Genomic DNA, 16,181 nt, shown 5'->3' on the forward strand with positions numbered 1-16,181 from the left:
CGGAGCCTGAGCTAAGCTCCGTCAATTAAGGTAAGGGAAGAGACTAGCTCGAGGTTTTGCTCCCGCCAGCCAGGCGATCACACAAGCCTTTCGGAACCACAATAAAGGCGTCTTTCTTTGCATCCTCTTTAACGGTTCCGGCACAGGAATTAGCTTTGGTCGCACAGTCGTTCTGGCCTGCCTTGACGACGCCGTAGCACTTTTCCATTTCGGTTTCTGCGGCGGCTGCCGGAGTTGCTGTGAGGGCAGATGCGCCCAGTGCCATCAAACCAGTAATAGCAGCGGTAACAGCGAGATTAGACTTTTGCATAATAATTTCCTTCTGAAGTTTCCTTAGTAATGGATTCACAAAGCGCTTATTCGTTGTTATTTGCCTTGCTTACTGAAAAAGAGCGGGAAAGGGCGATAAAAATTTCAGCGTAATACAAATTATTTTTATTTTTATCTGTTTTTCCCCTTCATCATTCATTACAGAGAAGAAAAAATAGCCAGAAGGTTGGCAGACCCCCCTTAGGTTTAGGTATACTGTCTCGATATGTATAAATAACCAGTAAACTGACCATTTGGATACCCCATGGACGCATCTCTATTACTTGACGGCCTTAATGACAAACAGCGCGAAGCGGTAGCCGCACCGCTGGGCAATACCTTGGTACTGGCGGGTGCCGGGAGTGGTAAAACCCGGGTGTTGGTGCACCGTATAGCCTGGCTGATGGCAATAGAGGGAGCCTCGCCGTTTTCTATTATGTCGGTGACGTTTACCAACAAAGCTGCCGCAGAAATGCGGGGCCGGATTGAAGAGCTGATGATGGGCAGTGCATCCGGTATGTGGAATGGTACGTTTCACGGTATCTGTCACCGTATTCTGCGGGCACATTATCTGGATGCGAACCTGCCGGAAGATTTCCAGATCATCGACTCAGAAGATCAGCAGCGTTTGCTGCGCAGGTTGATAAAAGCTCAGAACCTGGACGACAAGCAATGGCCGGCCCGTCAGGCTGCCTGGTGGATTAACGGCAAGAAAGATGAAGGCCTGCGCCCGCATCATATTGATGACTACCGTGATCCGGTTACCCGAACCTGGCTACAAGTATATAAGGCGTATCAGGAAGCGTGTGATCGTGCCGGGCTGGTGGACTTTGCAGAGATCCTGCTGCGCACGCAAGAGTTGCTGCGGGATAAGCAGCATATCCGGGAGCACTATCAGGCGCGCTTCAAGCATATTCTGGTGGATGAGTTTCAGGATACCAACAATATTCAGTATGCCTGGCTGCGGATGATGGCCGGTCCGGAATGCAATGTGATGATTGTTGGCGATGATGACCAGTCAATCTACGGCTGGCGCGGTGCCAAGATCGAGAATATCCATAAATTCCAGGAAGAGTTTCCGGGCGTTGAGACGATTCGTCTGGAACAGAACTACCGCTCGACCAAGACCATTCTGAATGCAGCGAATGAACTGATTGCCAACAATACTGAGCGTATGGGTAAGGAGCTGTGGACCGACGGCAGCGAAGGCGAGAAGATTTCCGTGTATTCCGCTTATAACGAACTGGATGAAGCGCGCTTTACCGTCAACAAAATCAAAGAGTGGCAGGAGAACGGCGGTGCTTTGGTGGATACCGCGATGCTGTACCGAAGCAATGCCCAGTCACGTGTGCTGGAAGAGGCATTGATTCAGGCAAAACTGCCGTATCGTATTTATGGTGGTATGCGCTTCTTCGAACGTCAGGAGATTAAGGATGCCTTAAGCTACCTGCGCCTGATGGCAAACCGGAATGATGACACCGCCTTTGAACGTATTGTGAATACGCCAACTCGTGGGCTGGGCGATAAGACTCTGGAAACGATCCGTTTTGCGGCGCGGGACAGAGGGGCCACCATGTGGGAAGCCAGTGTGGCTCTGATTGAAGAAAAGGTTCTGCCCGGGCGGGCTGCCGGGGCTTTGAGCCGGTTTATTGAACTGATCACTGCCCTAGAAGACGACACGGCAGAGTTTCCTCTGTACCAGCAGGCGGACCATGTGATCAAATCTTCCGGTCTGTTTGCTATGTATGAGCAGGAAAAAGGGGAAAAGGCCAAATCCAGAATTGAAAACCTGGAAGAACTGGTGAATGCCACTCGTCAGTTTGAGAAGCCGGAAGAAGCCGAAGAGATGACCATGCTGTCAGCATTCCTTGCTCATGCGGCCCTGGAAGCCGGTGAAGGTCAGGCCGATGAGTTTGATGATGCGGTGCAACTAATGACTCTGCACAGTGCCAAGGGGCTGGAGTTTCCGCTGGTCTTTATGGTCGGTGTCGAAGAGGGTATGTTCCCGAGCATGATGTCGGCGGAAGAAGCCGGACGAATGGAAGAAGAGCGCCGCCTCTGTTATGTCGGTATGACCCGTGCGATGGAAAAACTGTATATCACCTATGCCGAGATGCGTCGTCTGTATGGGCAGGATAAATACCATAAGCCATCCCGGTTTATTCGCGAACTGCCGGAAGAGTGTCTGGAAGAAGTGCGGATGAAAGCACAGATCAGCCGCCCGGCCAGTAGTGGACGCTTCTCGAAAGCTGTGGTTAAGGAAAACTTCAATGAAACCGGCTTTACGCTCGGCCAGCGGGTGAAACATCCAAAATTCGGCGAGGGAACCATTATCAATTTTGAAGGCAGCGGCCCACAAAGCCGGGTGCAGGTCGCCTTTAACGGTGAAGGCATTAAATGGCTGGTAACGCAGTACGCTAAGCTGGAGTCGATGTAAAAGAAAAGCCCCGATACCGAAGTACCGGGGCTATAGTCTTACTCGCAGCAATCCAGCTACTAAAAGTGCTCCATGCATCTAATCCCTGATAGTAGGCTGATTCCGTCAGCTTAATCCTTTCGTCGCCTTCCTAGCGGTGTCCTTGATCCTATCCTGATCTGCTAACAATCCTCGTTAGCGCACTTCACTTGTTCCTTGAGCGGTGTCCCTTACATCATCCTGATGTTCAGTCCTTGCCTCTTCCTGAGGTGTTCCGTGTTTTGCTTTCCTTGCCGATCATTCATCCTGAACAACCGAATCTTCTTTCCTGAAGATCACCATTCCTTGGCGCTTTCCTGTTCCTTGTCAGTATCCTTCTGACACCGTAAATATTAGCCCAAACCGGAAATTCAGCAATGGCATGAAATGGATTACAAATTAAACTATTAGATTAATATTGATACAAGTTTTTTAAAAACAACGAGTTATATTTATGGGTTTGTGACGGCTTACTAAGAAAAACCATTTTTGCTTACGCCCTTGTAAGAGATCTCTCACAAGAGTAAGGGGGGATTGACCCGAATCGATGGTCTATCAATGTTAAATTGTTTGACGGAGTTAAAAAAATAGCCCTTAAGTTAAGTTTACTGGGTCAGTGCAAGCAATGATTGCCAGAAAATAGATCCACCTAATAGGACAAATAGCACACCACAAATACCGTCAATATAAGGGGTTATAGCATAAAGTCTCTTTTGCATGGTCTTTGCGGATAATACCCAGGCCAGAAGAGAAAACCACAGCAGAGACAGGCCGAAAAGGATCAGCAGGGCGATACCTTTTCCTGTTAGCGACATCGTGGCGGGTACCAGACTGGACATCAGACTGACAAAAAAGATCAGCGCTTTGGGATTAAGGATATTGGTCGCAAAGCCTCGGGAAAAAGCATGGCGCTTACTTTGGATTGGATTTTGTGTTTCTCTTTTTCCGTCGTAGGTTTCCGATGAAGGACGGCTTCGCAACAATCCTTTTAGTGCGCTAAGCCCTAAATAAAGCAGGTAGCTTCCCCCTGCGAGTTGAAGCAAGGCAAACAGCATAGGCTGCTGTTGAACAAGATAACTGACTCCGGTCAGGCTTAATATCGAATGAGTGAGAATACCAAAGGACAAACCCAGTGCGATATAGCTTCCGGTTTGTCTGCCGTAGCGGGTGGCATTCTGGACGACCAGAGCAAAGTCTGGCCCCGGACTCATCAGAGCAAGAAAATGGACGGTCGCTAAGGTAAGGAGAATGGTTACTTCGTTCATTTGATTATTGTTTGTCTTGTAAAAAACGATCACTCTGTATGGGCTGCAAGTTGCCGGATCTTTTTGTGATGGCTTAGTCCGTCCAGGCTAAACACGATGAGAGCCGCCCAGATAAAGGCAAAAGTCATCGCTTTTTCTGATTCAAAGGCTTCACCGTATACCAGGACTGCCAACAGGAACATCAGACTTGGTCCTATATACTGAAAAAAGCCCAGAGTGGAGAGTTTCAGCCGGGTTGCAGCGCCATTAAAACAGAGTAGCGGTAAGGTCGTTACCAGGCCAGCAGCCACCAGAAGCAGATTCAGGGAGGTACTGTTCGCCACCATATTGGCTGTTGGGCTGTTAGCAATAAACAGCAGATAACAAGTGGCGACCGGAAGCAGAAGCAGGGTTTCGACAAACAAACCCGTCTGAGCATCCAGGTTTACCTTTTTCCGCAGCAATCCGTAAAGAGCAAAGCTGGTGGCTAACCCCAGAGAGACAACCGGTACAGAACCAAACCCGATCACCTGAACCGCGACCCCGGTAAGCGCAAGCCCGACAGCGAGCCATTGCAGGGAGCGTAAGCGTTCTTGCAAAAACAGCATGCCGAATAACACATTGATCAGAGGGTTGATAAAATAGCCCAGACTGGCTTCCAGCATATGACCAGAGTTAACGGCCCAGATAAACAGCAGCCAGTTACAGCCGATTAGCAGTGCGGTCGCCAGCAGGTAACTCAGATTTTTCTTACTGTGAAGTACATCTCTCACCACTTTCCAGCGACGTCCCAGGTGAATAAGCAGTGCTAAAAAGAAAAATGACCAGATAATCCGGTGGCTGAGCACTTCCGGTGCGGTAACGGCTCCGAGGGCTTTAAAATAAATAGGGGCGATTCCCCACATAATATAAGCACCAAGGGCGAAAAGAATCCCCTGACGGGAGCGCTGAGACTCGTTCATATCCATAGCAAAAGACTTTGTTGTTGTATTGAGAGGAAACGACAGTATAAATCCGATAAAGATCACAATCTAGCATAATAATTCACCAGATTTTGCCTTCTGCTCCAGAGAGATTGCATAGTCAATACACAATAAAGTCGTGCTGAAACTCGCATCTTCAGGTCACTTGAGTATACAATATCCCGCCTCTGACCGACTGCACTGGTATATTGATACGGCAGTCCTGATGTCTGACGACTTAATCTTTCGGAAACCTTATGACCTCCACCTTGTTAGCTGAACAATCCGGGCCTTTTTCCGCGACTCCAGAGACCATTCTGCGTGACACTTTCGGCTATCAGAGTTTCCGGGCCGGACAGCAGGAAGTGATAGAGGCCGCGATTGATGATCGCGATAGCCTGGTGATTATGCCGACCGGTGGCGGTAAGTCTCTTTGCTACCAGATCCCGGCATTAGCTAAGCCGGGGCTGACACTGGTTATCTCTCCTCTGATTTCTCTGATGAAAGATCAGGTTGACCAGCTTAAGGCGGATGGCGTTGCTGCAGAGTGTGTGAATTCCAGTATGCCGAGAGAGGAGCTGATTTCGGTATTTAACCGGATGAACAGCGGACAGCTGAAGCTGGTATACGTTTCTCCGGAGCGGGTACTTACTCATGACTTTCTTGACCGTCTCACCTCTCTGCAGTTATCGATGATTGCCGTGGATGAAGCGCACTGTATTTCTCAGTGGGGACATGACTTCCGTCCGGAATATGCTGCCCTCGGTCAGCTAAGACAGCATTTTCCTCATGTGCCTATGATGGCTCTGACGGCGACGGCGGATGATGCAACTCGTAACGATATTGTTTCCCGTCTGTGTCTGAATGACCCACATATCTATCTGGGTAGCTTCGACCGGCCGAATATTCGCTACAATCTGGTGGAAAAACATAAGCCGGTGTCTCAGGTGATCCGTTTTCTTGCTACCCAGAATGGTCAGTGCGGCATCATCTATTGCGGTAGCCGCAAGAAGGTGGAGATGCTGACGGAAAAGCTGTGCAACAACCATATTCGGGCCGCCGGTTATCATGCCGGAATGGATGCGGATGAAAGGGCGTATGTGCAGGAAGCATTTCAGAAAGATGATATCCAGATCGTGGTTGCTACGGTTGCCTTTGGGATGGGGATCAACAAGCCGAACGTACGGTTTGTGCTGCATTTCGATATCCCGCGGAATATCGAGTCTTACTATCAGGAAACCGGACGTGCCGGACGGGATGGCCTGCCTGCGGAAGCGATGATGCTGTATGACCCGGCTGATATGGGCTGGCTGCGTAAGATCCTGGACGAAAAAGAAGACGGCCCGCAGAAGCGGGTGGAAACCCATAAGCTGAATGCCATGAACGCATTTGCTGAAGCTCAGACTTGTCGTCGTCAGGTGTTGCTGAACTATTTTGGTGAGTACCGGGAAAAACCTTGCGGTAACTGCGATATCTGTCTGGATCCACCTAAACATTTTGATGCGACAGAGGCGGCACAAAAGGCGCTGTCGTGCGTATATCGTGTTAATCAGAATTTCGGCATGAATTATGTGGTGGAAGTACTGCGCGGAATGCAGAATATCCGGGTAAGAGAGCAGGGGCATGACAAGCTGAGTACTTATGGTATCGGCCGTGAGCATAGCCACGACTACTGGGTCAGTATTATGCGTCAGCTTATTCACAAAGGGCTGCTGTTCCAGAATATTACCCGCAACTCGACTCTCCAGCTAACGGAAGAAGCCCGGCCTCTGCTGCGTGGAGAAATGACGCTGGAGCTGGCGGTGCCGCGACTGGATACCTCTGCGCGGGCGGCGAAATCGGATAAACTGGCGAACCGTCACTATGACAAGGTACTGTTTGCCAAGTTACGCAAGCTGCGTAAATCCATCGCCGACGAAAATAATCTGCCACCATACGTGGTCTTCAGTGATGCAACGCTAATGGATATGGCTGAGATTTTACCGACTTCTTACGGTGAAATGCTGGCGGTGAACGGGGTCGGGCAGGTTAAGCTCGACCGGTATGCCGATCCATTCCTGGACCTGATCCAGGAACACCTGACTCATGGTTCTTAAGCTTTGGGTTACTAGTAACCCAAAGCTCATTTTGCAACACATGATGGGTAGCATCCTAACAACGTTTCTTCTCATCTGAATGGATGTGGTGGAACAAACGTACTTGGGCATGGATGCCCAAGTTTTAGCGAACAGGGATGTCTTGAGCGATTTGTGGAACCATATCCATTTAGAATCTAGTCAGCGGTGAAAAACGTTTGCTATTTACCGCACGCTTGCGGCATAAATTGATTGCTGTATAATCGCCGCCCGCTTAAAGGGTATATCCCTGAATAGCCTAAAATATTTATAAATTAACCAGAAGGTTCGTCCTTCACTCTTGGGTTCCCTCGCCCCCAAGCAAAACGAAAAAGGTACAATATGAGTAACTTTACCCCTGCGCAGCAGCGCAAAGCATTACTTTTTCTGGTCCTGTTCCACCTGATTATCATCGCTTCCAGTAACTATCTGGTGCAAATCCCGTTTACCGTATTTGGTTTCCATACCACATGGGGTGCATTTACTTTTCCGTTTATCTTCTTAGCCACGGATCTGACGGTACGTATTTTTGGTGCGAAACTGGCTCGTAAAATTATCTTCCTGGTGATGCTGCCTGCATTGGTGTTCTCTTATGCTCTGTCAGTGATTTTTTATGAGGGAGCGTTTCAGGGCATCGCACAACTGAGCGAACTGAACCTGTTTGTTGCCCGTATTGCGATAGCGAGCTTTATGGCTTATCTGCTGGGGCAGATTCTGGATGTGCAGGTATTTAACCGCCTGCGTCAGCTAAAACAGTGGTGGGTGGCACCGACCTGCTCCACTCTGTTTGGTAATGCATTAGATACTATCGCATTCTTTGGTATTGCCTTCTACCAGAGCCCGGATGCGTTTATGGCAGAGCACTGGACTGAAATCGCGCTGGTGGACTACAGCTTTAAGCTGATTATCAGCCTGGGTCTGTTTGTACCTATGTACGGTGTACTGCTGAATTATCTGGTGAAGAAACTGACAGCTGTGAATCCGCAGTTTCAGATGAGCGGAGTTAAAGCGTAGAGAGACTAGACCGCTGCGCTTCGAGGATTAGGGATTACACTGGTGGACAAAGAAAAGGAAGAAGGGGTGCTGTATTTCAATATGGTTGAAAGCTGCACGGGCTAACACCTTAATCCTTCCTCCTTCATCCTAAAAAAAGCCCACTAGCTTAACGGTAAGCAGCGGGCTTATTATCTCTCTAGTCTCTAGTCTCTAGTCTCTAGCCTCAATAACCAACGGCCATCCCATATCCGATTGCCGGTTCGCTTCTATTTCCAGCTCCGCATTGGTCAGCGGGTTGTTATCCAGCCAGTTGCGGGCGATCGTCAGGGTGAGCGTATCGCCAGATGCTGCTAGCTCGAATGCCGGAAGTAAGTCACTATTGCGGCGATGGCTTAGTAATACAGCCAACCGCAACAAACGCAGCAGGCGCTGTGCCGACTGGGCGGAAACAGCATGCTGCTCAGGAAGCGAAGTCAGCTGCTCACGGTATCTGCGTGCCAGTTCAGCCAAAAGGTGTTTCTGGGCACGGGTATAACCGGGAAGATCCAGATTCTGAAGTAAGTACGCACTATGCTCGCCACCTTTCTTAAAATCGATGGTCAGTCCGATTTCATGTAGCTTGGTCACCGAGTCCAGCAGCATCAGTGCCTGAGCTTCCGGAAGCCAGCTTTCTTCTCCACACTGTTGGTAGAAGGTCTTTGCCAGATCAGCAACCTGATCCGCATAAGCTTTATCTATCTGATAGCGGGTCTGGACGCTGTTAATGGTACGTGCACGGATATCATCCTGACGCATCTCTGCCATCATCTCATACACCATACCTTCACGCAGAGCGCCTCCGGCCAGTGTCATCGAATCAATGTCCAGCAGTTCAAAAACAGCAATCAGAATCGACAGACCACTTGGGAAAACCAGCGCCCGTTCCAGAGTCAGACCTTCGATTTCCAGCTCTTCAAGATGAACGGTCATCATGGCCTGTTTTTGCAGTCGCTTCAGTTTGGCAAGGGTAATGACTTCATCCATACCTTGTGCCAGCATGATTTCCTGCAGCGCCTGGACAGTACCACTGGCACCTACGCAGGTATTCCAGCCAATAGTTTTATACTGTTCAAGGATAGGAGCCAGAGTGTCTTTCGCCGCGGCAATAGCATTGTCGAAGTTTTGCCGGTTCAGTTGGCGATCTTTAAAGTATTGTTCCAGCCAGGTCACACAACCCATTTTCAGGCTGGTGAGCGCCTCAGCGTCAAAGCCCTGACCGATAACCAGCTCAGTACTGGCTCCGCCGATATCCACAACCAAACGACGACCCATTCCGCCAGAGGTATGGGCAACACCTTTATATATGGTGCCCGCTTCTTCATCTCCGGAAATCACTTCAATACGATGCCCGAGTATCTGGTTGGCTTTTTCCAGAAACACGTCAACATTAGTCGCCGTACGTAGTGTTGCGGTACCCACAATACGGATATTAGCCGCTGGAATGTCCTGTAGCCGTTCAGCAAACAGGCTCAGACAGTCCCAACCCCGCTGCATCGCCTCTGGGCTTAGCGCGTTATGCTCATCCAGGCCTGCGGCAAGACGTACTTTACGCTTGATTTTAGCCATGGTCTGAATGCTGCCATCAATGTGGCGCACGACCAGCATGTGAAAACTGTTCGACCCAAGGTCGATGGCTGCATATAGCGGAGATGACTCAGTCTGACTCATTCTGTTCCTACTTATTGTGCTGACGCGGTGGTCGAGAGCGACGTTGTGGTTTACGTTTGCCTGAACCACCAGTATTGGTCCTGCGTTGTGAGTTTCTGGAACGCATGCGAATTGGCGGTGGCAGATCACTCAGAAGAGCCGATGCATCGTATTCAGAGACCGGAATGCTGTGTTCGATGTACTCTTCAATCGCTGTCAGGTTGATAGCGTACTCTTCACAGGCAAAGCTGATAGAGTGACCGCTGGCACCGGCACGGCCAGTACGACCGATACGGTGAACGTAGTCTTCGCAGTCATCAGGCAGGTCATAGTTAAATACGTGTGTTACCTGAGGGATATGCAGGCCTCGTGCCGCGACATCAGTAGCAACCAGTATATCCAACTCACCTTTAGTAAACTGCTCCAGGATGCGTTCACGTTTTTTCTGTGGTACATCTCCGGTCAGCAGGCCAACACGATGTCCGTCAGCGGCAAGGTGTCCCCAGATGTCGTCACATTTATACTTGGTATTCGCAAAAATAATGGCGCGATCCGGCCACTCTTCCTCGATTAGGGTCTGCAAAAGAGACATTTTATGTTCGTTGGACGGGTAGAACAGCTCTTCTTTAATTCTGTGTCCGGTTTTTTGTTCCGGCTCAACAACAACATGTTCTGGGTTATGCATGTGCTCAAATGCCAGTTCCTGTACGCGGTAGGACAACGTTGCAGAGAACAGCATGTTCAGACGATCTTTTGGCTCCGGCATACGGCGGAACAGGAAGCGGATGTCTTTAATAAAGCCAAGGTCAAACATGCGGTCAGCTTCATCCAGCACCACAGCCTGAATATGATTCAGGTTAAAGACCTTTTGCTTATAGAAGTCGATGATGCGGCCTGTAGTACCAATCAGAATATCAACGCCACTTTCCAGCTTAGCCAGCTGCTTATCGTAGCTTTCTCCACCATAGGCCAGTGCAGCCTTGATGCCGGTACTGGCAATCAAGCATTCAGCATCGTTATAGATTTGAATAGCCAGTTCCCGGGTCGGTGCCATAATAATGGCCCGTGGTTGGGTCTTTTTACGGCCTTCAGGAGCCGGGGTATTCAGTAAATGGTTAAAGGTAGCAGTAAGAAACGCGAGAGTTTTACCAGTGCCCGTTTGGGCCTGGCCTGCAATGTCTTGGCCGGTGAGCAGTACCGGCAACGCCAAGGCTTGGATAGGAGTACAGTATTCGAAACCTTTTTTTTCCAATCCTTCAATGACTTGCGGGTGTAAATCGAAGTCGGCGAATTTTTGCTCTGTGATATGGGTCTTCTTCATTGGTATAGAATATCAGCTAAGGGTTGCAATACGGAAGCAAATCCAGTCCAATAGGGAATCTATTTTCTGGTTTTTACTCAACGAAAATACAAAATCGCATATATATTAGCCACATTGATGAAGTTCTGTGAGTTATTATGGCCATTGTTTGGCCGGTGTCGTAGATATTTTCGTCCAACCAGTATTTGATAACACACATTGGAGTGGAAGATGAGTGATAAAATTGTGCAGCTTTCTGATGAAGGTTTCGAAAACGACGTAATCAATGCTGCGGGTCCTGTTCTGGTTGATTTCTGGGCGGAATGGTGTGGTCCATGTAAAATGATTGCGCCGATTCTGGACGAAATTGCAGAAGAGTACGAAGGCAAACTCACTATCGGTAAACTGAATATTGACCAGAATGCGGGCACACCACCTAAATTTGGTATTCGTGGCATTCCAACACTGCTTCTTTTTAAAGATGGTAGTGTGGCAGCAACGAAAGTTGGTGCACTGTCCAAGACTCAGTTGAAAGAGTTTTTGGATGCTAACCTGTAATAAGATGGTTAACGAATAGGAAGATAAACCGTGCACACTGAAAAATGCGCGGTTTTGTTTTTTACAAAACTAGACTAGGCTTGTTTTTAGTGCTAGTTTATCGCACGTTAAATATACAACTGTTCATTTCTTGGTCGAGCCTAGACCAACAATATTCTTAACTAACACATACAGATCCTATTTTGACTACAAAAGCTAAAGTATCCACCACTATGAATCTGACTGAACTGAAGAACAAGCCTGTTTCCGAGCTTGTGAAACTTGGCGAGAGCCTAGGTCTGGAAAACCTTGCCCGTCTACGTAAGCAAGACATTATCTTCTCCATTCTGAAAGCTCACGCCAAAAGTGGTGAAGACATTTTCGGTGACGGTGTTCTGGAAATTCTGCAAGACGGTTTTGGCTTCCTGCGCAGTGCGGATAGTTCTTATCTTGCCGGTCCTGACGACATTTATGTCTCTCCAAGCCAAATTCGTCGTTTTAACCTCCGTACCGGTGATTCCATTGCCGGGAAAATCCGACCACCTAAAGATGGTGAACGTTATTTTGCGTTGTTGAAAGTTAACACTGTTAATGACGACAAGCCTGATAACGCCCGGAATAAGATCTTATTTGAAAACCTGACTCCGTTGCATGCCAATGAGCGTATGACAATGGAACGTGGTAACGGCTCGACAGAAGATATCACTGCCCGGGTTCTGGATCTGGCTTCGCCGATTGGTAAAGGTCAGCGTGGCCTGATTGTGGCACCGCCTAAAGCGGGTAAAACGATGCTGCTGCAAAACATTGCACAGAGCATTGCCTATAATCATCCTGAGTGTGAACTGATGGTTCTGCTTATCGATGAACGTCCGGAAGAAGTAACCGAGATGCAGCGTTTGGTAAAAGGTGAAGTGATTGCTTCTACCTTTGATGAGCCAGCATCGCGTCACGTTCAGGTGGCAGAGATGGTTATCGAAAAAGCCAAGCGTCTGGTTGAGCATAAGAAAGACGTTGTTATTCTGCTTGACTCCATCACCCGTCTGGCTCGTGCATATAACACCGTTGTTCCTTCCTCTGGTAAGGTCCTGACCGGTGGTGTGGATGCGAATGCTCTGCATCGTCCGAAGCGTTTCTTTGGTGCGGCACGTAATGTAGAAGAGGGCGGCAGCCTGACTATCATCGCAACGGCACTGGTTGATACCGGTTCTAAGATGGATGAAGTTATCTACGAAGAGTTCAAGGGTACAGGTAACATGGAACTGCATCTGAACCGTAAGATTGCTGAAAAACGCGTTTTCCCTGCCATTGATTTCAACCGTTCCGGTACTCGTCGTGAAGAACTACTGACCAAAGCAGACGAGCTACAGAAGATGTGGATCCTGCGTAAGATTGTTCACCCTATGGGCGAAATCGATGCGATGGAATTCCTAATCGACAAGCTGGCGATGACCAAAACGAACGATGAATTCTTTGACGCGATGCGCCGTCAGTAACGGTTCATCCCTCTGATAAATATTTAAAACGCCACCCTCGTTTAGGGTGGCGTTTTTGTTATACTCAAAAAAATCTAAATAAGAATCGATCCGGATAACCCATTACTTCGGGGAGCAGTTAGAGAAACAATGGCGGCAGAATTTAAAGACTTGCGAGATTTTATTGCGTACCTAGAAGAGAAAGGTCAGCTAAAACGCATTACTCATCCGATAGACCCGCAGTATGAAATGGTCGAGATCAGCGACCGTGTTCTTCGGGCCGGTGGCCCGGCTTTATTGTTTGAAAACCCGGTTGGTTACGATATGCCGGTATTAACCAACCTGTTTGGTACCGAAGAACGGGTTGCGCTTGGTATGGGACGCAGTGAAGTATCCGAGCTGAGAGAAGTCGGCAAGCTGCTCGCTTATCTGAAAGAGCCTGAGCCGCCGAAAGGTTTTCGGGACGCAATGGGTAAGATCCCTGTGTTTAAACAAGTGCTGAATATGCCTACCAAACGGTTAAGAAAAGCACCTTGCCAGCAGGTTGTCTGGGAGGGAGAGCAGGTTGATTTGGATAAGCTGCCTGTCATGAGTTGCTGGGCAGAAGATGTTGCTCCTCTGCTGACCTGGGGACTGACCATTACTAAAGGGCCGAATAAAAACCGACAGAATCTTGGGATCTACCGTCAGCAGAAACTGGGCAAGAACACAATTATCATGCGCTGGCTTGCTCACCGGGGTGGGGCTTTGGATCTGCAGGACTGGATGGAAACCAATCCGGGAGAGCCATTCCCGGTTTCGGTCGCCTTTGGTGCCGATCCCGCTACGATTCTCGGCGCGGTTACACCTGTACCCGATACTATGTCGGAATATGCGTTTGCCGGATTACTGCGTGGTAGCAAAACCGAGGTAGTAAAATCGGTCAGCAATGATTTAGAAGTGCCGGCGGGCGCAGAAATTGTTCTGGAAGGGTATATCGATCCAGATGAATTTGCCGAAGAAGGCCCCTATGGTGACCATACCGGGTACTACAATGAAGCGGAAATGCATCGGGTATTTACTGTCACCCACATTACTATGCGTAAAAATCCTATCTATCACAGTACCTATACTGGAAGGCCGCCGGATGAACCTGCGGTACTCGGGGTTGCCCTGAATGAAGTTTTTGTGCCTATACTTCAGAAACAGTTTCCGGAAATTGTAGATTTTTATCTCCCGCCGGAAGGGTGTTCTTACCGCATGGCCGTTGTCACCATGAAAAAACAGTATCCAGGACATGCTAAACGAGTCATGATGGGAGTGTGGTCATTCCTGCGTCAGTTTATGTATACCAAGTTTGTGATTGTCTGCGATGAGGATGTAAATGCCCGAGACTGGAATGATGTTATCTGGGCGATTACTACCCGTATGGATCCAGCTCGGGATACGGTGATGATTGAAAATACACCGATAGATTCTCTAGATTTTGCATCACCAGTGGTCGGGCTGGGATCCAAAATGGGACTGGATGCTACGAATAAGTGGCAGGGTGAAACAGCCAGAGAGTGGGGACGCCCTATCCACAAAGACCCGGAACTCGTCGCTAAAGTTGACGCCATATGGGATGAACTGAATATATTATAATCTTGAGAGAGGGTAGTGTAAGAATATGATGCTCAACACTTATAACGTTTCCATTACTGCCCTTATATTAACCCTTTCCCGATAGAGAAGAGGAAAATGACTATAAAGTGCCAAGTAAAGTCTATTGAGCCTTTGGCTTGTAATACACATAAAATACTCCTGCATCCAGAAACGCCAGTTTCCTTTAAGCCTGGCCAGTACCTATTGGTGGTCATGGGGGAAAAAGATAAGCGTCCGTTTTCCATTGCCAGCAGTCCGTGCCGTCATCAGGGAGAGCTGGAGCTGCATATCGGTGCCGCAGAAGAGAACGCGTATGCTTTGGAAGTGGTTGCTGCCATGCGCGATGCCTTAAATAACCACTCCTATATTCAGATAGAAGCTCCAAATGGAGAAGCCTGGCTGCAGGAAAGTGACCGCCCGCTGCTGCTGATTGCCGGAGGCACTGGCTTCAGTTATGTGCGTTCTATGTTGGATCACTGTATTGCGCAGAATGTACAAAAACCGATATATCTGTACTGGGGCGCAAAAACGGAATGTCAGCTTTATGCTTTTCAGGAAATGCAACAAATTGCTGATAAGCATCAGCATATCCATTTTGTACCGGTAGTTGAGTCAGCGCCTGCAGACTGGTCAGGCAAAGTTGGTAATGTACTTAACGCAGTAAAAGATGATTTTGCGTCATTAGAAGAGTTTGATATCTATATTGCCGGTCGATTTGAGATGGCTGGTGCTGCTCGTGAGCAGTTTGTGGAGCAAAAAGCAGCGAAACGTGATCGCATGTTTGCTGATGCTTACGCATTTATTTAGTTAATTAGGTCATGCCTATAGTAGAAAAGAGGGCAGAATAGCCCTCTTTTTAAACATATCGATGGAATAATCAGCACTTAAACAGAAAAATCATTTTTTTCCCAAAAATGAGTTGCCAAGCTGAAACATCTCTCTATAATGCCGCCTCACTGACACGGCAGAGCTCACAAGGCTTCAGCCAAGAGTCAGTCAGGACGAAAGCTTCTGAGAAATAAAATTGAAAAAGTGTTTGACACTGACAGTTATCTCGCTAGAATGCACGTCCGCTTTGAGGAAAACTTCAAAGCAACGCTCTTTAACAATTTAAACCTATCAATCTGTGTGGGCACTCGTTGATGATAATCAAAAGATTTATCAATGAACTGAGTGACCAAACGATACTTTCTTTATAGAGAGTTCGGCACAGTCAATTCACAGTCACTATTCGCAAGAATAGGGAATGTAATCAGTATTCATTGAGCCGATGCCTAGGCATCACAAAAACTTTAATTGAAGAGTTTGATCATGGCTCAGATTGAACGCTGGCGGCAGGCCTAACACATGCAAGTCGGGCGGAAACGATATCAACAATCCTTCGGGTACGTTGATAGGCGTCGAGCGGCGGACGGGTGAGTAATGCTTAGGAAGTTGCCCTAATGAGGGGGATAACCATTGGAAACGATGGCTAATACCGCAT

At 48.3% G+C, this 16,181-nt stretch carries 11 protein-coding genes, 1 rRNA gene and 1 pseudogene; 8 read left to right on the forward strand and 5 right to left on the reverse strand.

Features of this window, described 5'->3' with window-relative positions:
• Positions 1–43 precede the first annotated feature (43 nt).
• Positions 44–310, reverse strand: coding sequence for a BufA1 family periplasmic bufferin-type metallophore (locus tag DI392_RS19115; RefSeq protein ID WP_109321293.1), 267 nt, complete (start codon positions 308–310; stop codon positions 44–46).
• A gap of 264 nt (positions 311–574) precedes the next feature.
• Here DI392_RS19115 and uvrD point away from each other — a divergent pair, with 264 nt between their 5' ends.
• Positions 575–2,746, forward strand: a complete 2,172-nt coding sequence (uvrD, locus tag DI392_RS19120) for a DNA helicase II (RefSeq protein ID WP_109321294.1) — start codon at positions 575–577, stop codon at positions 2,744–2,746.
• 623 nt (positions 2,747–3,369) lie between these two features.
• Here uvrD and DI392_RS19125 read toward each other — a convergent pair.
• Together DI392_RS19125 and rarD are read right to left on the reverse strand one after the other, a co-directional pair.
• Positions 3,370–4,029, reverse strand: a complete 660-nt coding sequence (locus DI392_RS19125) for a LysE family translocator (protein WP_109321295.1) — start codon at positions 4,027–4,029, stop codon at positions 3,370–3,372.
• A 29-nt stretch (positions 4,030–4,058) separates the two neighbouring features.
• A complete protein-coding gene (gene rarD / locus DI392_RS19130; protein ID WP_109321296.1) occupies positions 4,059–4,976 on the reverse strand; it encodes an EamA family transporter RarD in 918 nt (305 codons plus the stop codon).
• Between the two features lie 251 nt (positions 4,977–5,227).
• On the opposite strand from rarD, the gene recQ reads away from it, so the two are divergent.
• Both recQ and DI392_RS19140 read left to right on the forward strand, forming a co-directional pair.
• Complete coding sequence (gene recQ / locus DI392_RS19135) at positions 5,228–7,066, forward strand: ATP-dependent DNA helicase RecQ (protein ID WP_109321297.1); 1,839 nt, start codon at positions 5,228–5,230, stop codon at positions 7,064–7,066.
• Between the two features lie 360 nt (positions 7,067–7,426).
• A complete protein-coding gene (locus DI392_RS19140) occupies positions 7,427–8,098 on the forward strand; it encodes a 7-cyano-7-deazaguanine/7-aminomethyl-7-deazaguanine transporter (RefSeq protein WP_109321298.1) in 672 nt (223 codons plus the stop codon).
• Positions 8,099–8,290: 192 nt separating this feature from the next.
• Here DI392_RS19140 and gppA read toward each other — a convergent pair whose 3' ends face one another.
• Together gppA and rhlB are read right to left on the reverse strand one after the other, a co-directional pair.
• The gene (gppA, locus tag DI392_RS19145; protein ID WP_109321299.1) at positions 8,291–9,787 is read right to left on the reverse strand and encodes a guanosine-5'-triphosphate,3'-diphosphate diphosphatase; all 1,497 of its coding nucleotides are present in this window, start codon (positions 9,785–9,787) and stop codon (positions 8,291–8,293) included.
• Between the two features lie 7 nt (positions 9,788–9,794).
• On the reverse strand, positions 9,795–11,087 hold the full coding sequence (gene rhlB, locus DI392_RS19150) for an ATP-dependent RNA helicase RhlB (RefSeq protein WP_109321300.1): 1,293 nt from the start codon (positions 11,085–11,087) through the stop codon (positions 9,795–9,797).
• Between the two features lie 210 nt (positions 11,088–11,297).
• On the opposite strand from rhlB, the gene trxA reads away from it, so the two are divergent.
• The 5 genes and pseudogenes from trxA to DI392_RS19175 all read left to right on the forward strand — a co-directional run.
• Positions 11,298–11,624, forward strand: a complete 327-nt coding sequence (trxA, locus tag DI392_RS19155) for a thioredoxin TrxA (protein WP_109321301.1) — start codon at positions 11,298–11,300, stop codon at positions 11,622–11,624.
• Between the two features lie 212 nt (positions 11,625–11,836).
• Entirely contained in the window at positions 11,837–13,096 is a 1,260-nt protein-coding gene (rho, locus tag DI392_RS19160) for a transcription termination factor Rho (RefSeq protein ID WP_109321302.1), read from the forward strand.
• 129 nt (positions 13,097–13,225) lie between these two features.
• A pseudogene (gene ubiD, locus DI392_RS19165) lies at positions 13,226–14,683 on the forward strand (4-hydroxy-3-polyprenylbenzoate decarboxylase); the annotation flags it as partial.
• Positions 14,684–14,794: 111 nt separating this feature from the next.
• Positions 14,795–15,505, forward strand: a complete 711-nt coding sequence (gene fre, locus DI392_RS19170; protein WP_109321304.1) for an NAD(P)H-flavin reductase — start codon at positions 14,795–14,797, stop codon at positions 15,503–15,505.
• Positions 15,506–15,991: 486 nt separating this feature from the next.
• A 16S ribosomal RNA gene (locus DI392_RS19175) occupies positions 15,992–16,181 on the forward strand; the annotation flags it as partial.

Origin of the sequence: Vibrio albus (genome assembly GCF_003144035.1) — a bacterium.
GTDB lineage: Bacteria > Pseudomonadota > Gammaproteobacteria > Enterobacterales > Vibrionaceae > Vibrio > Vibrio albus.